This window comes from Streptomyces tateyamensis, assembly GCF_003205575.1.
GTDB classification, from domain to species: domain Bacteria; phylum Actinomycetota; class Actinomycetes; order Streptomycetales; family Streptomycetaceae; genus Kitasatospora; species Kitasatospora tateyamensis.
The window spans coordinates 13228-33838 of record NZ_PYBW01000028.1 but is presented as its reverse complement, the minus strand read 5'-3'; the positions used below and the strand labels follow the sequence as shown (position 1 = coordinate 33838).

At 72.0% G+C, this 20611-nt stretch carries 30 protein-coding genes, 1 tRNA gene and 1 pseudogene; 4 read left to right on the top strand and 28 right to left on the bottom strand.

Translation table 11 applies throughout. From position 1 onward, the window contains the following. The gene (locus C7C46_RS08900; RefSeq protein WP_146259026.1) at nucleotides 1–324 is read left to right on the top strand and encodes a hypothetical protein; all 324 of its coding nucleotides are present in this window, start codon (nucleotides 1–3) and stop codon (nucleotides 322–324) included. A 114-nt stretch (nucleotides 325–438) separates the two neighbouring features. Here C7C46_RS08900 and C7C46_RS08895 read toward each other — a convergent pair whose 3' ends face one another. Genes C7C46_RS08895 through C7C46_RS08885 form a run of 4 tightly spaced genes read right to left on the bottom strand, consistent with a single transcriptional unit; the run spans nucleotide 439 to nucleotide 1449 of the window. Continuing rightward, on the bottom strand, nucleotides 439–693 hold the full coding sequence (locus C7C46_RS08895) for a hypothetical protein (protein WP_110667523.1): 255 nt from the start codon (nucleotides 691–693) through the stop codon (nucleotides 439–441). Next, nucleotides 690–851 carry a hypothetical protein gene (locus tag C7C46_RS34875; RefSeq protein WP_181442264.1) on the bottom strand — a complete coding sequence of 54 codons (162 nt, stop codon included), beginning with the start codon at nucleotides 849–851 and terminating at the stop codon, nucleotides 690–692. Before C7C46_RS34875 ends, C7C46_RS08895 begins: the two co-directional genes overlap by 4 nt. After that, on the bottom strand, nucleotides 851–1093 hold the full coding sequence (locus tag C7C46_RS08890; RefSeq protein WP_110667521.1) for a hypothetical protein: 243 nt from the start codon (nucleotides 1091–1093) through the stop codon (nucleotides 851–853). The genes C7C46_RS34875 and C7C46_RS08890 overlap by 1 nt, the downstream gene beginning before the upstream one ends. Beyond that, nucleotides 1090–1449, bottom strand: a complete 360-nt coding sequence (locus C7C46_RS08885; protein WP_110667621.1) for a holin — start codon at nucleotides 1447–1449, stop codon at nucleotides 1090–1092. Before C7C46_RS08885 ends, C7C46_RS08890 begins: the two co-directional genes overlap by 4 nt. Before the next feature lie 73 nt (nucleotides 1450–1522). Here C7C46_RS08885 and C7C46_RS08880 point away from each other — a divergent pair, with 73 nt between their 5' ends. Continuing rightward, nucleotides 1523–2041, top strand: coding sequence for a hypothetical protein (locus tag C7C46_RS08880; RefSeq protein ID WP_245984305.1), 519 nt, complete (start codon nucleotides 1523–1525; stop codon nucleotides 2039–2041). Nucleotides 2042–2051: 10 nt separating this feature from the next. Here C7C46_RS08880 and C7C46_RS08875 read toward each other — a convergent pair whose 3' ends face one another. From C7C46_RS08875 to C7C46_RS08795, 20 genes are all read right to left on the bottom strand, one after another. Beyond that, a complete protein-coding gene (locus C7C46_RS08875; RefSeq protein WP_110667519.1) occupies nucleotides 2052–2372 on the bottom strand; it encodes a hypothetical protein in 321 nt (106 codons plus the stop codon). Between the two features lie 59 nt (nucleotides 2373–2431). Further along, entirely contained in the window at nucleotides 2432–3160 is a 729-nt protein-coding gene (locus tag C7C46_RS08870) for a DNA-methyltransferase (RefSeq protein WP_110667517.1), read from the bottom strand. A 173-nt stretch (nucleotides 3161–3333) separates the two neighbouring features. Then, entirely contained in the window at nucleotides 3334–3894 is a 561-nt protein-coding gene (locus tag C7C46_RS08865) for a hypothetical protein (RefSeq protein ID WP_110667516.1), read from the bottom strand. 66 nt (nucleotides 3895–3960) lie between these two features. Further along, nucleotides 3961–4887 (bottom strand): hypothetical protein, encoded by a 927-nt coding sequence (locus C7C46_RS08860; RefSeq protein ID WP_110667514.1) that lies wholly within the window; start codon nucleotides 4885–4887, stop codon nucleotides 3961–3963. Further along, complete coding sequence (locus C7C46_RS37265) at nucleotides 4884–5015, bottom strand: hypothetical protein (protein WP_281278532.1); 132 nt, start codon at nucleotides 5013–5015, stop codon at nucleotides 4884–4886. The genes C7C46_RS08860 and C7C46_RS37265 overlap by 4 nt, the downstream gene beginning before the upstream one ends. A gap of 56 nt (nucleotides 5016–5071) precedes the next feature. After that, nucleotides 5072–5587: a hypothetical protein gene (locus C7C46_RS08855; protein WP_110667512.1), complete on the bottom strand. Its 516-nt coding sequence runs from the start codon at nucleotides 5585–5587 to the stop codon at nucleotides 5072–5074. A gap of 3 nt (nucleotides 5588–5590) precedes the next feature. Next, a complete protein-coding gene (locus C7C46_RS08850) occupies nucleotides 5591–5992 on the bottom strand; it encodes a hypothetical protein (protein WP_110667510.1) in 402 nt (133 codons plus the stop codon). A gap of 99 nt (nucleotides 5993–6091) precedes the next feature. Continuing rightward, nucleotides 6092–6565, bottom strand: coding sequence for a single-stranded DNA-binding protein (ssb, locus tag C7C46_RS08845; protein WP_181442263.1), 474 nt, complete (start codon nucleotides 6563–6565; stop codon nucleotides 6092–6094). Next, entirely contained in the window at nucleotides 6565–6756 is a 192-nt protein-coding gene (locus C7C46_RS34210; RefSeq protein WP_146259025.1) for a hypothetical protein, read from the bottom strand. Before C7C46_RS34210 ends, ssb begins: the two co-directional genes overlap by 1 nt. Further along, nucleotides 6753–8132: an AAA family ATPase gene (locus tag C7C46_RS08840; RefSeq protein ID WP_110667506.1), complete on the bottom strand. Its 1380-nt coding sequence runs from the start codon at nucleotides 8130–8132 to the stop codon at nucleotides 6753–6755. The genes C7C46_RS34210 and C7C46_RS08840 overlap by 4 nt, the downstream gene beginning before the upstream one ends. After that, the gene (locus tag C7C46_RS34205) at nucleotides 8132–9031 is read right to left on the bottom strand and encodes a hypothetical protein (RefSeq protein ID WP_146259024.1); all 900 of its coding nucleotides are present in this window, start codon (nucleotides 9029–9031) and stop codon (nucleotides 8132–8134) included. The genes C7C46_RS08840 and C7C46_RS34205 overlap by 1 nt, the downstream gene beginning before the upstream one ends. A gap of 98 nt (nucleotides 9032–9129) precedes the next feature. Then, nucleotides 9130–9783, bottom strand: a complete 654-nt coding sequence (locus tag C7C46_RS08830; RefSeq protein WP_110667502.1) for an Lsr2 family DNA-binding protein — start codon at nucleotides 9781–9783, stop codon at nucleotides 9130–9132. Continuing rightward, nucleotides 9783–11249 (bottom strand): UvrD-helicase domain-containing protein, encoded by a 1467-nt coding sequence (locus tag C7C46_RS08825; protein ID WP_245984304.1) that lies wholly within the window; start codon nucleotides 11247–11249, stop codon nucleotides 9783–9785. The genes C7C46_RS08830 and C7C46_RS08825 overlap by 1 nt, the downstream gene beginning before the upstream one ends. A gap of 76 nt (nucleotides 11250–11325) precedes the next feature. Continuing rightward, nucleotides 11326–12570, bottom strand: coding sequence for an AAA family ATPase (locus tag C7C46_RS08820; protein WP_220040582.1), 1245 nt, complete (start codon nucleotides 12568–12570; stop codon nucleotides 11326–11328). Further along, complete coding sequence (locus C7C46_RS37260) at nucleotides 12567–12701, bottom strand: hypothetical protein (protein ID WP_281278531.1); 135 nt, start codon at nucleotides 12699–12701, stop codon at nucleotides 12567–12569. The genes C7C46_RS08820 and C7C46_RS37260 overlap by 4 nt, the downstream gene beginning before the upstream one ends. Beyond that, nucleotides 12698–12937 (bottom strand): hypothetical protein, encoded by a 240-nt coding sequence (locus C7C46_RS08815; RefSeq protein WP_146259023.1) that lies wholly within the window; start codon nucleotides 12935–12937, stop codon nucleotides 12698–12700. The genes C7C46_RS37260 and C7C46_RS08815 overlap by 4 nt, the downstream gene beginning before the upstream one ends. Nucleotides 12938–12957: 20 nt before the next feature. Next, nucleotides 12958–13383 (bottom strand): hypothetical protein, encoded by a 426-nt coding sequence (locus tag C7C46_RS08810; RefSeq protein WP_110667498.1) that lies wholly within the window; start codon nucleotides 13381–13383, stop codon nucleotides 12958–12960. After that, nucleotides 13380–13745 (bottom strand): hypothetical protein, encoded by a 366-nt coding sequence (locus tag C7C46_RS08805; protein ID WP_110667496.1) that lies wholly within the window; start codon nucleotides 13743–13745, stop codon nucleotides 13380–13382. The genes C7C46_RS08810 and C7C46_RS08805 overlap by 4 nt, the downstream gene beginning before the upstream one ends. Before the next feature lie 91 nt (nucleotides 13746–13836). After that, a complete protein-coding gene (locus tag C7C46_RS08800) occupies nucleotides 13837–14106 on the bottom strand; it encodes a hypothetical protein (RefSeq protein WP_110667495.1) in 270 nt (89 codons plus the stop codon). Then, nucleotides 14103–14375 (bottom strand): XRE family transcriptional regulator, encoded by a 273-nt coding sequence (locus tag C7C46_RS08795; RefSeq protein WP_245984303.1) that lies wholly within the window; start codon nucleotides 14373–14375, stop codon nucleotides 14103–14105. Before C7C46_RS08795 ends, C7C46_RS08800 begins: the two co-directional genes overlap by 4 nt. Before the next feature lie 280 nt (nucleotides 14376–14655). Between C7C46_RS08795 and C7C46_RS08790 the strand changes: the two genes are divergently transcribed. Together C7C46_RS08790 and C7C46_RS08785 are read left to right on the top strand one after the other, a co-directional pair. Continuing rightward, on the top strand, nucleotides 14656–15060 hold the full coding sequence (locus C7C46_RS08790) for a helix-turn-helix domain-containing protein (protein WP_181442262.1): 405 nt from the start codon (nucleotides 14656–14658) through the stop codon (nucleotides 15058–15060). Nucleotides 15061–15219: 159 nt separating this feature from the next. Next, on the top strand, nucleotides 15220–15444 hold the full coding sequence (locus C7C46_RS08785) for a hypothetical protein (protein WP_146259022.1): 225 nt from the start codon (nucleotides 15220–15222) through the stop codon (nucleotides 15442–15444). Here the strand turns inward: C7C46_RS08785 and C7C46_RS08780 are convergent. From C7C46_RS08780 to C7C46_RS08765, 4 genes and pseudogenes are all read right to left on the bottom strand, one after another. Then, the gene (locus C7C46_RS08780; RefSeq protein WP_110667488.1) at nucleotides 15441–16715 is read right to left on the bottom strand and encodes a tyrosine-type recombinase/integrase; all 1275 of its coding nucleotides are present in this window, start codon (nucleotides 16713–16715) and stop codon (nucleotides 15441–15443) included. The two genes, C7C46_RS08785 and C7C46_RS08780, sit on opposite strands and share 4 nt — an antisense overlap. A 106-nt stretch (nucleotides 16716–16821) precedes the next feature. After that, nucleotides 16822–16897: transfer RNA gene (locus tag C7C46_RS08775), tRNA-His, on the bottom strand. Nucleotides 16898–17131: 234 nt separating this feature from the next. Then, the gene (gene orn, locus C7C46_RS08770; RefSeq protein WP_110667486.1) at nucleotides 17132–17737 is read right to left on the bottom strand and encodes an oligoribonuclease; all 606 of its coding nucleotides are present in this window, start codon (nucleotides 17735–17737) and stop codon (nucleotides 17132–17134) included. 1459 nt (nucleotides 17738–19196) lie between these two features. Beyond that, a pseudogene (locus tag C7C46_RS08765) lies at nucleotides 19197–20208 on the bottom strand (helix-turn-helix domain-containing protein); the annotation flags it as partial. Between the last annotated feature and the right edge of the window lie 403 nt (nucleotides 20209–20611).

The window sequence follows — 20611 nt, the reverse complement described above, 5'->3', positions numbered from 1 at the left end:
ATGGAGAGGCGTGAGATCAAGCAGAGCGTGGCGGGGCTTCTGGCGATCGTGCTGGACGACAGCCTCACCGAGGCCGACTTCCTTCAGCAGTTCGGCCTGGTGACCACCGACCTGCTGGCAGTCTCAACTCCGCGCAGCGCGTCGGCGCAAGCAGCAGTTCGCGCGGCGGTACGCGAACTCGAACCGCAGCTCACGACCTTGACGGCAGCGCTCTGCGAGGCCTTCAGGCACCTGGCGAACGAGCACGACCTGGGAACTGAAGCGTCCTCGCGAGAGGTGCTGCAGGCCCTCGCGCTCGACTGGTCCAGCCAGAGCGGAGAGTAACCGCTGGGGGCACTGGTCGCGTGGCTTCGGACTCCCAGACCCGTACACAAGGCGAGCCACCTCCCCGGCGGTCCAAAAACGATCACCCCAGGGGGTCCCTCCCCTGGGTCCTGCTCACACCGAGTGACCGGCGGGAGGTGTCCAGCCGAGGCTCGCCAGCAGCCGGGCAGCCGTCGGGCTCATCACCACCTCGGCGTGCTCCACGTTGATGTGCCTGACCTCGGTGATGAACGGCTCGATCACCACGCGCGGCAACGAGTTGGGCGCGAGGTCGAGCGAGACCGAGCGCAGGGCCCCTGACCAGTTGGTGCCGTCGATGTGCACCGTGTGGCGGGCGCCGTCGCTGCTGATGCTGAGCGAATGCTTCACGCGGCACCATCCTCGGCGGCCGGGGTCCAGCTCCAGACGCCTTCGCTGACCCAACGCACCTCGCCTGCAGCGCGGTGCTGCAGGCCGCGCGCGGTCAGGTCGTGGCCCTCCGCCACCGGGAGCGGACCGTCGTACGGCTGCGTGCCCAGGTGGATCATCAGCTCGCCCCTTCGACCGAGGTGGTGCTGCTCTCGATCAGCTCGGCGACCCGGAGCATGCCGGCGCGCTCGATCCAGCCGAGCCCGTCGGAGTAGGCCAGGCTCAGGCGCGTGCTGCCGTCGGCCTGCAGCACCTTCAGCAGCACCACGGCGGCTGCGGCGAGCTCACCGTCCGCGAGGTGCGCGGCGACGCCAAGGCCGTCGATGATGGGGCCGAGCGGCTGGTCCTGGTCGTCGTTCACTGGTGCCAGCCTCCGGGTTGGTGTTCGGCGGTCTCGCGGCTGTGGCAGGGGCGGCATATGCCGCGCATGCGCTCGGGGGCGTCCGGGTCGGGCACGCCCTGCTGCAGCAGCTGGCGGCGGCTGGCCGGCCAGTGGTCCGCGACGCGGGACGGCTCGGTGCGGCAGAGCACACAGATCGGGTCGCGCGCGATCACGGCGGCCCGGGCCTGCGTCCAGTCGGGTCCGCCGTAGCCGCGTTGGCGGGGGCTGCCGCGGCGCTGTTCGGCCTGGCGGCGGTGCTCGTCGCATCTGCCGCTGTCGGTGTACTCCGGGCAGCCGGGGGTGCTGCACACTGCGTACGCTCTGCGTCTGGCCACGGTGATCACCTCCTCGGTCACGATCCGGGCAACACGGCACAGTGGGCGGGCAGTGGCTGGGATGCTCGCGACCATGTTTGACGAGTCGACAGCCGAGCCCGAGTTCGTACCCACGTCCGCGCCCGGCGTGCTGGAGCCACCGAAGGCGCAGCCGCGGTGGCTGCTGCCCGCTGTTACCGGGTTGGCCGGTGTACTGCTGGGCGCTTGTAGTGCGCTGCTGTTGGCGCCGGGCGGGTCCGGTGGTCAGGCGGCGTCCGGGGGCGCGCCGTCATTCACCCTGAGCGGCACGCTCGCGGTGCCGGGCACCAGTGCGTACTCGGGGACGGGCACGTGCAGTACGTCGGGCGGCTACACGGACATCCGCGAGGGCACGTCAGTAACGGTCTACGACGCGGCCGGCGCGGTGGTGGCGAGTGGTTCGCTGGGTGCTGGGGCGGATTCGCCGAGCCGGAGCGGTTGCGTGTTCCCGCTTGCGGTGTCTGGTGTGCCGAGCGGCGCCAAGTTCTACCAAGTGGAGATCAGCCATCGCGGGAAGCTCACCGTGCCCGCTGATGAGGCCCGCAGCGGAGGGTTCGCTGCCACGCTCGGGTAGCGAGCGCTGGTCAGGTGCGCTCGGGCCAGTGCCAGGTGCCGCCGACGGGGGTGGGTTCGGTCCATCCGCAGCCGCAGTATCGGAACGGCTGACCGTGTGACTGGGCGTCGGGACAGCTCGGGTGACCGGGCTGGCCGTCACCGTTGTTGTAGGGCACCGCGCGGTTCAAGTGGATGCCGGTCGGGTTGAGTACCGCGAGGCCGACCTGGTTGGGGTGGTTGGGGTCGCTGGTCAGCTCGGTGATGATCGCGGCGCGGCACTCCTGGGTGTACTCGCCGCCGGGGGTTCCGTGGCTGACGTAGTGGACGATGCGTCCGATGCTGGGCTGCATGGCAGTCTCCGGGGAAGGGAGCGGCCCCGCCACGGGGGGTGGTGGCGGGGCCGCTGGTCTTATGCCGCCTCGGCGAGGCGGGGGCGGGCGATGGCTGCGTAGTGGGGTGTGATCTCGCAGCCGACGAAGTTGCGGCCCTCGGTGAGGGCAGCGACCCCGGTGGTGCCGGATCCGGCGAACGGGTCGAGGACGGTGCCGCCCTCGGGCACGATCCGAACGAGCTGGCGCATCACGTCCAGGGGCTTCTGGGTGATGTGCTGACGCTCGGTGCCGCGGGGCTGAGATGCGCTGTACAGGCCGGGCAGGTAGACGGGGTCGGCGCCGGGGTGCATGGGGCCGTTGCTGCCCCAGACGATGAACTCGCACTCTTGGCGCAACCGGCCGGGCTGCGGGCGGGCGATGGGCTTGTGCCACACCGCGATGCCGCGCAGTGTCCAGCCGCCGACCTGCAGGGCGTCGGTGGTGACGCTGAGCTGGCGCCAGTCGGTGAACACGAGGGCGGCGCCGCCGGGTCGGGTGGCGTGCAGGCACTTGGAGAGGATGACGCCGAGCCAGGCGACGTAGCCGCGCTGGTCGCGGGATTCGCCGGCGAAGTCGGCCAGGCCGTGTGCGGTGCCGTTGCCGTTGTGGCCGCTGACGTATTTGTCGCGACTGCTGCGGCCGGTGCGTTCGGTGGGGGTGCGGCCACCGCTGTTGTACGGCGGGTCTGCGATCACGGCGTCGATGGACGTCACAGGTAGCTGGTCGAGGATGGAGAGGGCGTCGCCCTCGTGAACGGTCCAGGTCACAGTGCTTCTCCCGTCAGTTGGCCTGATGGTTGGCCTGCTGGGTGAGGCGGGAGCCCTGAGTCTGGGGATGGCGAGAGCCCCGCGCCGTGGTGCTGGCTGCGGGGCTCTCGGGGAGGCATTGTGTCCGGGCACGCCGGACGTGGGGCCAGTGTGGATCACGAACTGGCTGATCGTCAAGCAACCCCGGTGCGAACGTGCTTGGTCAGCTGGGACACGCGGCTTGCGGACAGACCCGGGCGCGCGAGCGCCGTGGGGCCGAGCCCGCCAGCGGCGAAGCGCTGGACGAGGAGGTCGCGGGCGTCCTCGGCGGCGTCGGCCGCGGCCCGGCTAGCGGCCAGCCGGGTGCACGCCTGGTCGAGCACGGGCAGGGCGTCGGTGGTCAGCGGGCCGTCGCCACGGGCGGTCCACTGCGGTGCGAGCTCGGCGTGAGCGCGCTGCAGAAGCTCGTTCACTGCGCTGGACGGGTCGCCCGGGTTGGTGATCTCGCCGAGCCGGATCCGGGCCGGCTGCAACCCAGTGGTGACAGGGTCGTGCAGTTGCATGCCGCCGCCGTGCAGGGCGGTGTCGGCCGGGCCACGAGCGAAGAACTCGGCACCGATCGCGGCCTGGTAGACGTACAGCAGCAGGTCGCCGGGCTCGGCGGCGAGGACCAGGGCGCTCGCGTCCAGCGTCCAGCGGCCGAGTCCGGGCAGGCCGTGCAGTGTGGTGGAGGCGATGTCGCCAGGGCAGTACATAGTGCTCCATGGGTTGGCCAGTGCGCTGGATGGTGGGAGTCCAGCGCACTGGACGGTGGGGTTGGGTCAGGTGGCGCGGAGCTGCTCGAGCAGCGAGGTACCGGTCCAGGTGATCCCGCAGCCAGCGCACCGGACACGGAAGTCATCCACCGAGTTGGTGACGCTGAGCTGGCCGCCGCACTCGCAGACGAGCGGCAGATCCACCGCCTGTCCGTCGGCCGTGGTGGGGCTGGCGAGGAGCGGCTCAGCGCGGCGGCGGCAGGCCGCGGCGACGGCGCCGATCCACTCGATCTGGGTGTCCGTCAGGGGCTTGAACGGTCCGGCCGGGTCGGTGAGGCGGTCGGCGAGCCAGCTGGCTGCGGTGGCGCCGTCGCGGCCGGCCAGGTTGTAGCGCCAGCGGCGCGGGTCGGCCCGGTCGGTGAGCTCGGTCAGGGCGAGGCGGCGCGCAATGTCGTCGTGCGGGCTGGCGGACGGGATCTTGAAGGTGAACGGGGGCCGCTGAACGGCGCCGGCGATCTCGTCGGCCAGGCCGAGCAGCTCGTCCTGGATCTCGCTGATCGTGTCGAGCACGGTGACCGACAGCGGTGCGGGGTGCTCGCCGGGGGCCAGCGCGGTGCGCTCGGCGAGCTCGGCGGCGGTGGCGTACTGCTCGGCGGCCGCCTCGTCGGGGGTGAGCTGGCGCTGGTAGTCGGTCATGCGGCCGGCGGGTGGCCAGGTGGTGGTGCGGGCGGTGAGGGCGTCGCGGAGCTCGGGCCAGCTGACGGCGAGTTCGGTCAGGTCGGCGATGGCGCGGCCGCGGGGGCTGGGGCTGGGCAACGGTGGCTCCAGGTGCTGGTGGGTCAGGTGCTGAACGGTGCGGTGCACCGGGCTGCAGGGCGGCCGGTTGCGTTCCCAGAGCCGCAGCAGGGTGCTGCGTTCCTGTGGGGTGAGGTTGCGGGCGGCGCGCTGGATGAGGATGTTCAGGTGCTCGCGGTCGGTCGGGGTGAGGCTCACCGGTCGTCCTTGGGTGGGATGGCGAACAGGCCGGATTGGGCGGCGCGGTGCTCGCCCGTTGTCGGCGGCGGCTTGGCGGGCGGCTGGCGGCGGGTGAGCCAGGCGAGCAGGCGGGTCCAAGCGCGCATGGTGGTCTCCAGGTGGTTGGCCGGCCGCCGCGGGTGACGGCGGCCGGCGAGGTGGGTCAGTGGCAGATCAGGCAGCGGTGGTCAGCGGACGCGTTGTCGTGGCAGCGGTCGATGCAGCTGCGGCACCACGGGCTGTCGCCGTGTTGGGCACGGCCGTTCCAGCGGCGGTCGTTCGGGTCAAACGGACGCCGGCAGGCTCCGCACTGCGGCTGGCTGGGCGTGTCGGCGGCCGGGGGGCCGGGGTTGACGACGCGCAGCATCCGGTGACCGCAGCGGAGGGTTATCGAGGTGCCGGTGCCGCTGGGTGCGGTGCCGATGCGGACCTGGTCGTAGTTGGCGAGGCGGCCCAGCCAGGCCTGGACGAGCGGGAGATCGGCTGGGTGCAGGTTGGCCTGCCACGGGGTGTCGGTGGCGGCGTACGCGACGACCTGGGTCAGGTCGCCGTCGTTGGCGGCGAACGCGAACAGCGCGCCGGCCGCGCCCTGGAGTCGGATGCTGGTGCGCGGGTCGGATGCGTGCGCGGCCTCGGCGAACAGGAAAACCGCGTCGGTGGCAGGGAGGGTGGAACGCATCGGTCAGCCCTCCAGGGTGGCCGTCGCCACCCGCTCGACCGTGAAGCGGCCGCCGTTGCTGCAGCCGGCGTAGATCTGGCCTCGGCCGGCGTCCAGGTTCACTGCGACATCGATCTCGCTGGAGGTCAGGTACTGGCGCACGTCGGCGCAGACCTGCTCGGCGAGGTGATTGGCCGTCATGGCCCAGGTGGTGAGCGGGGGCGGCGGGGTGCTGCCGTCGCGGCCGCCTCGGCGGCCTACGCGCTCGTAGGTCACGCGGTACAGCACCTGCTCGGCGTCCGGGTCATCCAGGACCGCAGCGAGCTCCGGAAGGCTGGGGGTCTCCAGCAGGTCGGTGGCGGCGGGGCGGGCGGGGTCCGGGGTGATAGCGATCTGCCACGGCGTCCGGGCGGCGGTGTCGGTCATGCGAGGGGCTCCAGGGGGTGTGTGGCGGGCGATCAAGGTCGCGTGCGGGCGCGAGGCCGGGCGGGACCGGTTGCGGGCGCTGAGCGGCCTGCTGGTGGTCTAGAACGGGGGTTCGGTGCCCCAGCTGGTGTTCTGGGTGGTGTCGCTGGCCCAGGGGTCGTTCTGGGGCTGCTGGGGTCGCTGCTGCTGGGGCTGCTGACGCTGCTGCTGGCTGTTGCGGTCGGCCTTGGTGACGCGGGCGGTGGCGCCGGTGAGGGACGGACCGATCGAGCGGATCATCAGGGCGGCCTGCTGGTGCTTCTGGCCGTCCTTGTCCCAGGACTCGGTGCGGAGTTCGCCGGTGACGATGACCTCCATGCCCTTGGCGAGGGTCTCGGCCGCGTTCTCGGCGAGCTGCTTCCAGGCGGTGCCGCGGATCCAGAAGGTGTCTCCGTCGATCCAGTTGCCGTTGGGGTCCTGCTTGCGGCTGTTGAAGGCGAGTCGGATGGTGCAGACGGGGGCGCCGTTGGGGGTGATGCGGAGTTCGGGGTCGGCGACGAGTCGGGCGGTGCCGGTGAGGGTGGGCAGGGGCATCAGGTGGTCTCCCGGGTGAAGGTGCGGATGAGTTCGGGGCTGTTCTCGCCGTCGACGCGGTAGACGGCGATGTCGTCGGGCCATGCCCAGAAGGTGAGGGTTCGGCCGCGGATGATGCGGACCCAGATGGTGAGTTCGCCGGTGAGGCTGGTGGCTGGGCCGATGCGGGGTTCAGTGCGGCCGTGGGTCATGAGATGGCTCCGGTGGGCGAGTGGCCGGTGTGGTGGTCGGCGTCGATGGGGGTGTAGCCGGTCCAGGGCCACCAGCCGCTCCAGCCCTGGCGGATGAAGGTGGGCCACCCCCGTTCGTCGCGGCTGCCGCGCCAGGGCAGGACGCGGCGGGCGCGCTCGTCCTGCGCGGACCGCTCGTCTTCGACGGGGCGCAGGCCGAGGCCGAACTCCGGCCACCTGAGCCAGAGCGAGCTGCCGACCGGGCGGAGCGCGCGCGGGCCGAGCCCGTTGCCCTGCGGGGAGTGGGCTTCGAGGGAGAGCGCGCACCGGGCGGTGGCCCGGGCCTCGTCCAGGACGACGGTGACGCGGCGGGCGAGTTCCTCGCTGTTGGGGTCGCCGGCGTGCAGCCGGTAGACGGGGCCGACGATGAGCAGGTCCGGCATGACGGACTCGACGCGGCGCATCAGCCAGGAGCGGCCTTCGGGGCGGGTGAGGTCGATGCCCTCGGGGCGGATGTCGATGTGGAGCTGGCCGCGGCGGACGGGGGTGTGCTGGTTGGCGGCGATGTTCATCAGGGCGCGGTAGTGCCGGCGGGACTGGCGGCCGGAGTTCTCGCAGTCCAGGACGAGCACGCGGGCCGGGCCAACGGTGTTGGGTTCGTTGGGTTTGCTCGGGTGGCTGGAGAACGGGAGGACGCCGGCTGCGGCGGTGACGGCGAGCTGGCGCTGGAGGACGGACTTGCCGCCGCCTTCACCAGCGGTCCAGATGATGCGGTCGCCGTGCTCGAGGAGGCCGGGCAGGACCCAGTCGTAGTGCTCGTCGTCGACGGCCAGGAAGTCGTGGATGTCCTGGGCGGCGGTGTCGGCCTGGGCGTGGCCGGCGTCGCGGACGCGGCGTAGTTCGGCGACGGCGTGTTCGGCGAGCTCGGCGGCGTCGTCGTCCTGGTCGAGTTGCCAGGCGGCGGCGGTGATCTGCTGACCGGTGCGGATGAGGTCGCGGCGCTGGGCGAGGTCGCGGATGCGGTCGGCGAGCCAGCCGGTGTCGTAGACGTATTGGCCGACGGCGACGCAGGTGTGCAGGTAGGCGGGTCCGCCGACCTTGAACAGGTGGCCGGTGCGTTCCAGGGCGGCGGTGAGGCTGAGCGGGTCGATGGGGTGGCCGCTGTCGGCGAGGGCCAGCATGGTGCGCCAGATCGTTTCGTTGGCCGGCCGGTAGAAGGCGGCGGGGTTGAGGGCGAGGTCGCGCAGGATGCGGCGGCTGTCGGGGGTCAGGAGGGTGCGGCCGATGAGGCCTTGTTCGGTGGCGAGGTCGTGGGGCTGGGTGCGGGCCCAGGGCTCGGTGGGTGCGTCGTCGGGGACCAGGTCGTCCTCGGCGGGGGCGAGCTCGGCGGTGGTCATCAGAAGATCCCTCGCTCCTCGTAGGTCTGCTGGCGGGTCTGCGGGGTGATGGCTGGCTGGGTGTCGAGCTGGTCCTCGTAGCGGTCGCCGTTGAGCCAGGTGGTCGGGTAGGGGATGAACTTCGGGTCGGTGCCGGCGGCTCGCCAGAAGGCGGCGTGTCGGGGGACGGCGTCGGCGATGGCGGCCGGGTCGGCGCCTCGCTTGATCGCTTTGGCCCAGGCGGCCCGGGCGTAGCTCTTGCCGATCTTGCGGGGGTAGGCGGACCAGAAGGCGTCGAACAGCGGGTCGTCGGTGTGGTGTGGTGATGCGCGTGGGGGTGAAGAGTTATCTGTCTTTAGGGGATTGAGGGGTAGGGGTCCGGGTTTTCCGGACCCTTTCGGGGTCAAATCCGGACCCTTTCGGGGAGTTGGGTCCGGGTTCTGCGGACCCTTTCGGCCTGGAATGGGTCCTGGAGATCCGGACCCAAAGTCCTGATTGGGTCCGGGTTCTGCGGACCCAATCCCGAGATTGGGTCCTGGAGATCCGGACCCTTCCGAGCCGAATGGGTCCTGGAGATCCGGACCCAATCCGCCGGTAGCGTCCGGGATTTCGGGACCCTTTGCGTTGCTGTCGGCGGTAGTCAAGAGGGCGATCCGGTACACGGCGCGGCGGCCCCGGTGGCCGGCCTCGACCGTCTCCAGGACCCCCTTGGCCCGCAGTGCCTGAAGCACGGCATAGCGGCTGGAGCGGCCCGGGATCCGCATCCGGCGAACCGTGCGCGGGTCGTCCTCCACGCCCGGGTAGCAGGTCCGGGTTGCGTCGTTCGCGTCCTCCGCGAGCACGCCGAGCACCCACGCCTCGCGATGCGTGAGCGTCGCGGGCGCGTGGTCCATCACCTCGACGATCAGGCGGATTCCCACGTGCGGCAGTCCTTCGGGGTCGGTGCGGGTGGTGCCGGTGGCCGGCGGGGTTGGTCGCCGTCGGCCACCGGGGTCAGCAGTGCAGCTGTGCGGCGGGTTCACGCGGCATCGGTGCACTCCTGCGGGTGGGCTGCGGCGTAGGCGGTGATCACGTCGCGGGAGATCACTCCGGCGGTGCCGACCGGGAGGTTGTTCTCGCGGGCCCAGGCGCGTATGCGACTGCCCTGGGTCCGGTCGGGGCGTGGCGCCGTGCTGCTGGGGCGGCTGGTCGTGGCGGTGCCCTTGGCGGCGCGCAAGTCCTGCTCGGCTGCTGCCAGTTGGTCCTTGAGTCGTTGGACGCGGTCTGCGGCCGCGGTGATGGCGGCCTCCTGGCGCTGGGCCTGTTGGAGGTCGGCGAGCGCGGTGCGGGCCTGCTCGGCGAGGCGCTGCATGCGGGCGCTGGGGTGCTTCATGCCCCAGGCGATGAGTCCGGCGGCCGCTGCGCCCGGGCCGGTGGCGACCGGGGTGGTGCCGTTCACGGTGAACACCGTGCCGGCACTCGTGACGGCGGCCGCGATCTGGTCCTGCGTCAGGCCGGTGGCCTTGACGATGGTGGAGACGGTGTCGCCGTTGCGGTACATGGCGACCGCGTGGGCGGCGCTGCGGGTGTCCACGGTCGGTCCTCCCTTGCTGGGTGTGGTGCGCGGTGCTGGCAGGTGCGGGGTGTCGGGGGTCTGGCTGTCGATCAGGGCGCGCAGTGCGGCGATGGTCATCAGTCGGCTACTGCGCGGATGCTGTCGACCCAGGCCAGGGCGGTGTGGTCGAGCCGCTGGCGTGCCCGGGTGACCGCGACGTAGGCGAGGCGGGCCTCCTCGCGGCGCAGGATCACCAGGCCCGTGGCCGGGTCGGGCTTGGGCGGGCGGAAGTCGTCGTGGATCCGCACGGCCGGCCACTCGCGGCCCTTGGCCCGGTGCGCGGTCGAGACGGTCAGCTCGGCCACGCCCTCGGCCGCGAGGGCATCCGCCGCGCGGGCCAGCTCGTCGGCGCCGTAGTCGTCGATCAGCTTGACGAGCACCTTCAGCGAGCCGTCCTCCTCCTCGGCGTACTCGCGCACCGCGGACCAGCTGGGGAACGCCAGCAGCTCCGGGTGGTCGGTGGCGCGGCCCTGCTGGAGGTCGCGGGCGGCCCACGCGAGGCGCTTCAGCTCGCCCCCGCCGCCGACCAGCGACACCTTGCGCCCGGCCTTCAGCGCCTCCAGGACGATGCCGACCGCGCCGGAGTTGGTGCGGCACAGGATCGCGTCAGGGTGCTCGACCGGGCCGGTGGTGCTGTCGGCCTGGTCCCAGCCGGTCAGGCGCAGCGGCGTGCCGACAAGGAAGAGCCAGGCGTTGGCGGCATCGGCGATGGCCGGCCCGAAGCGGAACGACTGCGACAGGGTGCGGACTTCGGCGCCGAGCTGGCGCTCGAACTGGGCCAGGGCGTCCTTGGCGCCGCGCCACTCGTAGATCTGCTGGGCGGAGTCGCCGACCGCGATCCGCTGCGCGTGGTCCTGAGCGAGCAGCACCTTGGCCAGGACGTCGTTGGTGTCCTGGGCCTCGTCCAGCAGGACAACGTCCGCCGGGATGGTCGGCTCGGACAGGGCCCAGAGCTTCAGGTAGTGGTCGTGGGACAGCTTCAGTACGCCGTCGGCGGCGCGCAGGTCGGCCCAGGCCCGGCGGGCGACGGGCAGCACCAGTTCGACCAGGGCTGCACGCGCGTCTGGGGAGGTGAGCCCGTCGTAGCGCGGGATGTGACGGGCGCTCGGCTCGGGGTCGGCGCTGTGGCAGTACCGCTCGACCGCGTCCAGGGCGGCGCGCATGATGACCTTGCTGGTCATGGCCTTGACGTGGCCGAGGTCGGTGGGGATCCGCTGGATTCCGCCGGTCAGCTCGTCGATCCCGAGGGCCTGGGCGGCCTGCAGCGCAGTCTGGCGCGGCCGCTGGAGCCGGGGCAGGTGCTTGGGGTCGAACGCGAGCCCGTGCCCGGTCGACGCGGCCACGTTGGCCGGGAACGACTTCTTCGCGTCGGCCGCGATGCTGCGGTTGTAGGCGATGTAGGCCATCCGGCGGCGCGGGTCGGACTGGGCGATCAGGCGCAGGGTGGAGCTCTTGCCGCACCCGGCGCCTGCCTGGAGCACCATGTCGAGACCGTCGCCGTAGGTGTCAAGGGCGGCCTGCTGCTCAAGAGTGGGCTGGACCACGTGGGTTCACCTCCTTCAAGGGGTGGTGCGGGGCCGCGCAGAGGGGAGGCTGCGCGGCCCCGCGGCTCGGTGGCGGTCAGGCGGCGGACTGGGCGAGGCGCTGCAGCATCGCGTCGTAGGCGGCGCGCGGCTCGGGCTGCTGGGTGACCAGGTTCAGCGAGTCCAGCAGGGTGCCCGCCTCCTCCTTCGACAGGTCGTTCGCGCTGGGGATGCCGCGGCCGACGATCAGCGAGGTGGCGGACAGGCGCTCGTCCCGGTCGGTGACGCCGAGCTGGTTGAAGGCGAGGTGCATCATCCGCATCTGCGGGGCGGTCGCCCGGCCGGTCGGGGGCTGCACCGGTCCGGACACCTCGGCTGCCGCCGGGCCCGGGTCGAGCGGCGTACTCGGCGGTGCCGGGCTGGGGCCGGGCGCGGGCGCGTCGGGGACAGCGGCCGGCTTGGCTGCGGTGCCACGAGCCACGATCAGCTCGCCGAGCGTCGTCGCGGCGCCGGTCGCCGGGTCCAGCACTCCGGCCGCGAGCAGCTGCCGGCGGCGGGCCCGCTCGTGCAGCTCGCGCGCCTCCTGGTAGGTCAGCCCAGGCTTGACCAGCTCGTCCATGATGACCTTGACCGGGTCGACGCCCTGGCCGAGCTGCTCCAGGATCACTTCGGCCAACTGCTCGCCGGGGTGGTGGATCGTCATCCCCTCGAGGGGGCTGTAGCGCGTCTTCGTGATGGTGGCGGTGCCCTCCACCATGTCCAGGATCAGGCCGAGCTCGTACTCGGCCCCTTCGCGCTGGACCGCCTTGACGCCGACCTTCGTGACCTTCTTCCCCTCGATCACGTAGTCGCCCTTGGTGCGCATGGTGACGATCAGGTGACCGGAGAAGTTCAGCAGGGCATCCAGCATGTCCTGCTCGATCGGGTTGCCGGTGCGCCAGCCGCCGAAGGTGCCGCCCGCGCCCTTCTCCGAGCCGGCGCGCTCCACGATCTCCAGCAGGCCGCCACGGCCGTTCCAGAAGTGCGACCAGGAGTCGACGATCAGCACGGGCAGCTTGATGCGCTCGGCCTCGCGGACGACCTCGATCAGGCTGCGGGGGTCGTGGGTGTCCATCGGCAGGTGCAGGAACTCGTGGCCGCCGAGCTCGGGCCGGCCGGGGACCGGGGCGTAGGTGAGGGCGGAGCCGCGTTCGGTGTCGACGAGGCCGACCTGGCCGCCCTGGGCCAGGGCCTCGCCGACGACCAGCGCCGTCTTGGTCTTGCCGGAGCCCGCCGGGCCCTGGATTCCGATACGGGCGCGGGCTTGCTCGCGGCTGGCCGGCGCGAAGGTGATCGCGGTCATCGGGTGCCCCCCTTGGGCTTCGTGGTGGTGAGGTCGATCAGGAGCTGAATCGCGGCCGCGAGCCAGCGCAGGCCGGTGGCGAGGACCAGGCCGCAGGCGGCGCCGACCAGTACGGCGTAGAAGAGGATCACTGGGGCCTCCGGTGGCGGGCGGGCTGACGGGCGGTGAGCTCGGCAACGGCGGCCAGCTGCACCCACAGCCATGCGGCCGACAGCCAGAACGCGAGGCGCAGCCGGGACGGGCGGCGCAGGCGCGACGCGCGGGCGGCCCGGGCGGGCGCCGGGGTGCCACCGCGGCGGTCGTGGCGGACCTGCTCGCAGTACGCCTCGATCACCAGCGCGACGACCAGGGCGCAGAGGACTGCCATCCAGACCGCTCCCGTGCCGGTCACGACTCACCGTCCGGGTTGTAGTGGTCCAGCACCGTCAGCGGGACGACCCGGTAGGCCGTGACCACCTCGGAGTCGCCGTAGGTGGCGTACAGGGCCATGGCGGTGCTGGCGTCCGGGAATTCCTCGTACCAGGCGAGGGTGGGCCTAGTACGGCAGACGCTGCGGAAGTGCGCCTCGGCGTGGGCCCGCGCGTCCTCGGGGGTTGTGTAGGTGCCGAGCGGGAAGGCGGTGTGCTCGGCCCGCCACACCACCAGGCCGTCCGCGTCGTCGGCCGGCACCTGGGACGCGTGCCAGACGGTCGGGTTGAGCAGCTGCTCGTCCGCGAGGACCTGGACGATGCCGGCCGGGGTGGTCTGCTGGGTCAGCAGGGAGCGGACCAGGTCGGTGGCGCGGGTGATGACCTCGCGCGGGGTGGCGCTCACGCGGCCACCGCCGGCAGCAGCTCGGGGTACTCGCTGAGCGGGGCATAGATGGCGATTTCTACCACCACGTCGCGCCACGTCGTCAGAACGTGCTGCGCAACGAGCGTCTGGTCGTCGCCGCTGGACCAGAACGTCATCGGCGGGGTGGGCGAGGCGTTGAGCGTCTCGGCCCAGGCGGCGAGGACGTCCCGAGCCGTGGGCTCCATCGCCGCAGCGGGAGTCACGCGGTGCAGGGCGCCCCGCAGGTTCCCCTTCCTGTGGAGCGTCCAGTTGAGCATGGGCAGCTGGGGGTGCTCGGTGATCAGCTGGGCCAGCGCGATGGCCGGACCGGACTGCGGGTGGTTCTGGCGGGTAGGCTTCATGATCGGCCTGCCTTTCTTCCTCTGGGTGGTGTGGTGGGCCCGGGCCGTCCCGGGTTAGGCGCCAAGGGACGGCCCACCCCACCGGGGGTGGTTAAGCGGAGCGGCGACGGCCGCGAGGCGCGCGCCCGGGCTTCAGGTCGAGCAACGTGGCCGGCACCGACGGGGCGTCGATCAGAGTCGACGCGGGAGCCGGACGGACCTCGAAGAGGGCGCGGATCTCTGCGGCGTGCTCCCGCGAGAACCGGACGTGACGTCCGTACTCGATGCGCGGCAGTTGGGCCTTGTGCTTCTCGATCCACGACTGCGGGATGTTGAGCACCGCGGCGAGGCTGGCGTAGTCGTAGTCCTCGTCGGTGCTCATACCGAGACCTCCTGCTCCACTGCGTTGGCGGTGCGTTCAGCTGGGGTCCACAGGACCAGCAGGTCGACGCCGATGCGTCCAGAGATGGCGGCGGCAACTTCGCCGGTCGCGGTCTTCTGGTGGCCCGTCAGGAGCTCACCGACGTGGCTGGCGTGGACGCCGGCGACCTTGGCGAGATCACGGACACTGGTGCGGGTTCCGTCCCCGGTGCGACGCATGAGGGTGCGCAGCAGGTCGGGGTCGTGGAGCTGAAATCGTGGGACTGTCACCAATCCTCCTGCGATGAATCATCCCGGTGTGGTGATGAACAGAGCATCGCATGGCGGGGACGGATTGTCTATCGCTCTGAGATGCTGCGTTCATCCCGCCAATGAAATGGCCGGGGCATGCCACTCATCTCCGCTGCGCCCTGTTGTGCGCCTCCCCCTGTGATGGACAATGCGTCCCCGTGGGGGAATATGGCCCTACCGCCCACCTGGGCAACCTTTTGGAGTTACTTAAGGGAACGGTAGACACGCAGGTGAACAGGAGTGCGGGATGATGCCCCTTATGGCTAAGGAGACGCGGGACGACCTGTCCCGACTGGTGAAGGCCCAGCGCGCTGAACTCGGCATGAGCCTGAGCCAGGTGGTCGAGGCTTCCGGAGACCCGGATCTGAATGGCTCCTGGATCAACCGCCTGGAACTCGGCCAGCTGAAGGAGGTGCCCAAGCGCCAACGCCTGGAGGCGCTGGCACGCGGCTTGCGCCTGCCCTTCCAACTGGTGGCTCGCGCGGCCGCAGCTCAGTTCATGGGTGTCGAGTCCGCTGAGCCTGAGTGGTCGTCAGACGGCTCTGTACAGATCGTCGTCGCCAGGATGAACGAGTTGGACGCTGAGGGCCGGCGCGAACTTGCCGAGGTCGCAGAGATCTTCGCGCGCAGGTTCGCCCGGGAGCTGGCGGACCCTCAGGAGTAGTGCGTTCCGGTACTACCATCTGTCCGTGGGACGCGGCATGATGTGTGCTCCACCTGGGGACACTGCGCTCACGGCGGTTTCTCGCGTGCCACCTCGCACAGCCTGTCGAGTCATGCCGCGCGTCACCCGCCCGAAGGGGACGGATTGACGATGCGAGCGATGGTCATCAGGGTGCCGAGCCTGCCGAACGGGCGCCGGGTGGCGAAGGTCGAAGGCCACGGGCTCATCGGCTGGGCGATCCTGGAGAAGGACATGAGCGCCGAGGCGGCCGCCGAGATGGAAGAGATGATCCAGCACACTCTCGACGCCGGCGGCTGGAGCCAAAACTGGGACTGGGCCATGGCCTTGATGATGACCACGGCCCAGCAGGTCAGCACCGCTTAGCCGAGGCGCTCCACGAGCCGCAGCCCAGGGCCGTCATCCGCCGCCATCGCGGCCTGGATGGCGGCCACGATTTCGCCGTCGAGCGCCCGAACCAGGTGGCCGTACCGGTCCACGGTTGTCGTGATCGACTCGTGGCCCAGCCTGGCTTGGATGGCAGGCAGCGGGATGTTCTTGGCGATCAGCCAGCTGACGTGCGTGTGCCGCAGGTCATGCAGGCGGGGGGCCTTCGGGAGCCCTTTGGTCTGCGCGGCCCTGACTGCTGGCAGCCAGCGGCGGTTGTAGTAGTTCGAGTGCCGCCACGGGTTGCCCCATGCGGTCGTGAAGACGAAGTCCTCGCCGCTCTTGGCTACGACGTTGCGCCGCAGGATCTCCACCGTGCCCGCCGAAAGGGCGAGGGTGCGGCGGCTCTTCTTCGTCTTCGGCGGCCCGAGCTTCAGCGAGTTGTCCCGCTGCCGCTTCCAGGCCCGGGCCACTCGCAAGGTGGGGTTAGATCCAGCCAAATTCAGATCGCGGACCTGAAGGGCCGCCAGTTCGCCCCAGCGGAGCCCCGTGGCAACGAGGACGTCGGCGATGTCGACGCCGTCGCCGCCGTTGATGCTTGCGATCTCCGCGCGCAGCCGCTGCCACTCGGTGTGCTCCAGGAACACCATCTCGTCCTCGGTCCCCGAATCGATCCGCGGCAGCTTCGTCTTGGCGCACGGGTTCGCGGAGCGCAGGGGAGGCTCGGCCTCGATGGCGGCCTGAAAGATGCCGTAGAGCAGCCCGTGGCGGTTGCTGATCGACTTGGGGGCCGCTGGCTGTCGTTCCCACTGCTCGGGGTCGCCATCGCGGACCTTCCCGTCCTCCTGGGCGCGCACCCAGTCGGTGACGTCCGCAGCAGTGACATTGGCTACCGTCGGCGCCACGATGCGGCCGGACGGCTCGGCGTGGACCAGGACGCCGGCGAAGTGGTTGTCGATGTCGCGGTGGTAGTCGCCGCGGGTGCGCTCTTCGATGCCGGTGAGCCGGTCAACGACTCGGTGCGCCCACTCGGCGAAGGGCTGGTCCTTGCCTCGGGCCGGCATCGCCTGGACGAAGCCCTGCCCGCGGACCCAGCCGGGCGGCCACTGCTGGGCGTGCATGTCGACGAGGCCCTTGAAGACTTCGGCTGCCCTCGGGTCGTCGGGAAAGTTCTCGGACTCCTGCTTGCCGTCGCGCGTGCCGCCGGCCCGCCACAGCACCGTGTAGGTGATGCCGCCGGTCTTGCGGGGGCGCTCTCTGATCGTCGCCATGGCATGACGGTAGACCCCCAATTCGGGGTCTGTGATGACGTCGTGCTGACATATTTCGGAAAAGGATCAAGGTCTGACCAAACTTGCTGGTCAGACCTTGATCATCTGGGGTGAGCGACGGGACTCGAACCCGCGGCCACCTGGACCACAACCAGGTGCTCTACCAACTGAGCTACGCCCACCATGTCCGGCGCGTTCCCGCGCTGACAGGAAGAACTCTACAGGATCCGACGGAGTGCTCGCGCCAGGGTTTCCGCCGGCGGAGGCCCCGGGGGCGGCCAGGTGACCGGGGTCACAACAGCCGCCCCCGGCACGGGACTCCGGCGGGCCGCCGGTCCCCGGGCCTGCGGATTCGTCGGAGTCGGGTGCCGGGAGCGGCTGTCGGGGGCGGGGCCTCGGGCGGGTACCGGAGGGGACTACTTGTCGGCCGGGAGCTGGTGCTTCGCGGCGATCCGGCGGGCGTCGTCGGCGTCCGGTCCGGGCGCGGGGACGAACACCGTCTCGCGGTAGTAGCGCAGTTCGGCGATGCTCTCCCGAATGTCCGCCAGCGCCCGGTGGTTGCCGCCCTTCTGCGGGCTGTTGTAGTAGGCCTTCGGGTACCAGCGGCGGGAGAGCTCCTTGATCGAGGAGACGTCCACGATGCGGTAGTGCAGGTGGCCCTCCAGCGCGGGCATGTCCCGGGAGAGGAAACCGCGGTCGGTGGCCACCGAGTTCCCGCACAGCGGGGTCTTGCCGGCCTCGGGTGCGTGCTGGCGGACGTAGTCCAGCACCAGCTTCTCGGCCTCGGCCAGGGTGACGCCCGCCGCCAGCTCCTCGAGCAGGCCGGAGGCGGTGTGCATCTGGCGCACCACCTCAGGCATGGTCTCCAGGGCCTGCGCAGGCGGACGGATCACCACGTCCACACCCTCGCCGAGGATGTTCAGCTCCGAGTCGGTGACCAGCGCGGCTACCTCGATCAGCGCGTCGCGCTCCAGGTCGAGGCCGGTCATTTCACAGTCGATCCATACCAAACGGTCATTCACCCGGCCCACCCTACGGCGCCTCAGCAAGCAGCGGCAGCACGGCGGAGGGTCGAACTCGTTCATGTGGTGGTGGAGACGGACATTTCGCCGCGGCCCGGGCCGCCGCCGAGGCGTTGCGGGTTTGGGGCGAGGGCCCCGCTCCGCCGCCGGCGTCCGCGCCCGGAGGGCGGCCGGGCGGCCGTGCGGCCTGCGGCCCTGGGCCCTGGGCCCTGCGGCGCCCGGTGGGGGGCGGGGTGTGCGAGGGTGCGGGGTGTGCGAGGGTCGGCCGGCCTGGGCCTGCCTGCTGGACCGTGCCGGGCGCGTGCGAAGGCTCGGAAGGAGCAGCGCACTCCCGCGGCGCCGGTCATCGGCATCGCAGGCGGCAAGGTCGGGCAGGCAGGCAGGCAGGCAGGCAGGCAGGCAGGCAGGCAGGCAGTCAGGCAGGCAGTCAGGGCCGGGCCCCGTGTGGTGCCCCGTCAGCTCCCGAGGTCCGGTTCGGGAGCCCGGCGGTCCGTGGCGCGTGGCTCGGCCGGGTGGTCCGCCGCCTCCGTTGCGCCGGTGCCACGTGCGCCGGAGCGGGCCGCGGCTGACGCTGCCGAGGACGCTGCCGTCGCCGAGGCCGGCGCCCCGGGACCGGTCTGACGGCTCCCGAGGGACGGTGAGCTGAGCGTCCGTCCGGCGAGGCCGTTGGCGGCGGCGCGGGCACGGGCGCTGGCGCTCGTCCCGGCCACGGCCGGCGTCCCGGTCCCGACTCCGGCCCCAGCCCCGGTGCCAGTACCGGCGCCACTGCCGGTGCCGGTGCTGCCGGTAGCCGTCGGGCTGCTTCCCGGGCGGCCCGTGACGCGGCCGGCGCGGTCCGGACGAGCCTCCGACCGTGCCTCCGCGGGCCGTTCGGCGGCGCGATGACCAGCACCGGCGCCGCGGGCACCCGGCTGGGAGTGCCCGTCCTCGGCCACGGCGTGCTCGACCGGGCGGGCCGCCGGGACCGGACCACGCCGGGTAGCCGGACCGGGCTGCGGCGGGACCAGCGGACGGATCCGGTTCTTCGCCGGGCTCGGCAGCCCCTGCTGCCCCTGAGCTGCCACCCGGGGCCGTCCGGCACCACTCGGGTTGCCCGGGTTGCCCTGGTGGGTGGGGAAGGTCTGGTTGGCCGCCCCGGCGGTGGACCCGGGCTGGCCCGGTCCGCCGGTGAGCGTCGAGCCCGCGCCGTGCCCCTGTGCGTGCCCGGGGCCGGACCCGGGCACGCCGAGCAGGCCGCTGCCGCCCGACCCGCTGCCGGCGGCGGAGACCGGAACCGGTCCACCCGAGTGTGCGGCCGCCCCGGAGCCGGAGTTGGAGACGGCACCGAACGGCATACCAGCCGCCCCGGGCAGCCCCGTCGCGCCGGCACCCATGCCTACGCCGGCGCCCACCGTGGCCCCGGCGAACCCGGGACCCCCCGTGAGGGAACCCGTCGTCGACGTACCCCCGGTACTGCCCGTACCCGGGCGCCGGGCGCGGTAGTTGGTCCGGTAGGCGGCCGGAGACACGCCGAGCTGGCGCCGGAAGTGCCCGCGCAGCGCCACCGGTGAGCGGAACCCGCAGCGGCGCGCCACATCGTCCACCGACAGCTCGGAGGTCTCCAGCAGCCGCTGCGCCTGCAGCACCCGCTGAGTGATCAGCCACTGCAGTGGTGCGCTGCCGGTGAGGGTGCGGAACCGACGGTCGAAGGTGCGTCGGCTCATGTACGCGCGGGCAGCCAGTACCTCGACGTCGAACTGCTGGTTGAGGTTCTCCAGTGCCCAGGTCACGACCTCGGCCAGCGGGTCGTTGCCGATCTCCTCAGGTAAAGACTGATCGATGTACTGGGCCTGCCCGCCCCCGCTGCGCCGGTTGGGCACCACCAGGCGACGGGCGAGCGCGTTGGCCGCCTCGGCGCCGTGGTCGCTGCGCACCACGTGCAGGCAGAGGTCGATGCCGGCGGCGGTGCCGGCCGAGGTGAGGACATCGCCGTCGTCCACGAAGAGTTCGCGCGGGTCGACGTGCACCCGGGGGTACCGCTTGGCCAGCGTCGGCGCGTACATCCAGTGGGTGGTGGCCGGCCGGCCGTCCAGCAGGCCGGCGGCGGCGAGCACGAAGGCTCCGGTGCACAGGCCGATGATCCGGGCGCCCTCGTGGTGCGCCTTGCGCAGGGCGGCGATCGCCTCGACCGGCGGCGGCTGGGAGATCGACCGCCAGGCCGGGACCACGATGGTGCCGGCCCGGGAGAGGGCCTCCAGCCCGAACGGGGCGGTGAGGGTGACTCCACCGGTGGTGGTCAGCGGGCCGTCCTCGCCGGCGCAGACCAGCAGGCGGTAGCGCGGCACCCCCGCGTCCTGGCGGTCCACGCCGAAGACGGAGAGCGGGATCGAGCTCTCGAAGATCGGTGCGCCGCTGAAGATCAGGACGGCCACCGTCTCGCGGCGGCGACGACCCGCGAGCTTGCGCGGGGCGTTGCTGACGCCGGGCCCCAGGCTGCCGCCGCCGAGCGCGCCGCTGCCCAGAGCCGGGCCGCCGAGGGCGGCGGCGCCCAGGGCGGCGGGGCTGAGCGGACCGGCGAGCGGAGCCGAACCGAGCGGGGTGGCACCGAGCGGCGTGGCGCCGAGCGGAGCCGGGCCACCGAGGGCGGCGCCGAGGCCAGTGCTGCCGAAGTTGCTGCTGCCGCCGAGACCGGTGCCGGTGCCGACGCCGGAGAGCGCGGTGGCGCTGAGCAGGGCGGGACCGACCGGAACGGTGAGCAGATCGGAGGACGGGGCCGTGCTGGTAAGGGTGGTGGAACTTCGCGGGATCCGGCCTACCCGGGCAACCGGGGACGGGCCGCCGTCAGGACCTGTCTCGCTCCTGCTCACCCTGTTCAAGGCGCCCAAGCCCCCTCGG

Coding starts and splice junctions, on each gene's coding strand:
- C7C46_RS08900 (WP_146259026.1), top strand. CDS start 1: ATGGAGAGGCGTGAGATCAAGCAGAGCGTGGCGGGGCTTCTGGCGATC.
- C7C46_RS34875 (WP_181442264.1), bottom strand. CDS start 851: ATGATCCACCTGGGCACGCAGCCGTACGACGGTCCGCTCCCGGTGGCG.
- C7C46_RS08880 (WP_245984305.1), top strand. CDS start 1,523: ATGTTTGACGAGTCGACAGCCGAGCCCGAGTTCGTACCCACGTCCGCG.
- C7C46_RS08875 (WP_110667519.1), bottom strand. CDS start 2,372: ATGCAGCCCAGCATCGGACGCATCGTCCACTACGTCAGCCACGGAACC.
- C7C46_RS08865 (WP_110667516.1), bottom strand. CDS start 3,894: ATGTACTGCCCTGGCGACATCGCCTCCACCACACTGCACGGCCTGCCC.
- C7C46_RS37265 (WP_281278532.1), bottom strand. CDS start 5,015: ATGCGCGCTTGGACCCGCCTGCTCGCCTGGCTCACCCGCCGCCAGCCG.
- C7C46_RS08855 (WP_110667512.1), bottom strand. CDS start 5,587: ATGCGTTCCACCCTCCCTGCCACCGACGCGGTTTTCCTGTTCGCCGAG.
- C7C46_RS08850 (WP_110667510.1), bottom strand. CDS start 5,992: ATGACCGACACCGCCGCCCGGACGCCGTGGCAGATCGCTATCACCCCG.
- ssb (WP_181442263.1), bottom strand. CDS start 6,565: ATGCCCCTGCCCACCCTCACCGGCACCGCCCGACTCGTCGCCGACCCC.
- C7C46_RS34210 (WP_146259025.1), bottom strand. CDS start 6,756: ATGACCCACGGCCGCACTGAACCCCGCATCGGCCCAGCCACCAGCCTC.
- C7C46_RS08840 (WP_110667506.1), bottom strand. CDS start 8,132: ATGACCACCGCCGAGCTCGCCCCCGCCGAGGACGACCTGGTCCCCGAC.
- C7C46_RS08830 (WP_110667502.1), bottom strand. CDS start 9,783: ATGACCATCGCCGCACTGCGCGCCCTGATCGACAGCCAGACCCCCGAC.
- C7C46_RS08820 (WP_220040582.1), bottom strand. CDS start 12,570: ATGACCGCGATCACCTTCGCGCCGGCCAGCCGCGAGCAAGCCCGCGCC.
- C7C46_RS08815 (WP_146259023.1), bottom strand. CDS start 12,937: ATGGCAGTCCTCTGCGCCCTGGTCGTCGCGCTGGTGATCGAGGCGTAC.
- C7C46_RS08805 (WP_110667496.1), bottom strand. CDS start 13,745: ATGAAGCCTACCCGCCAGAACCACCCGCAGTCCGGTCCGGCCATCGCG.
- C7C46_RS08800 (WP_110667495.1), bottom strand. CDS start 14,106: ATGAGCACCGACGAGGACTACGACTACGCCAGCCTCGCCGCGGTGCTC.
- C7C46_RS08790 (WP_181442262.1), top strand. CDS start 14,656: ATGGCTAAGGAGACGCGGGACGACCTGTCCCGACTGGTGAAGGCCCAG.
- C7C46_RS08785 (WP_146259022.1), top strand. CDS start 15,220: ATGGTCATCAGGGTGCCGAGCCTGCCGAACGGGCGCCGGGTGGCGAAG.
- C7C46_RS08780 (WP_110667488.1), bottom strand. CDS start 16,715: ATGGCGACGATCAGAGAGCGCCCCCGCAAGACCGGCGGCATCACCTAC.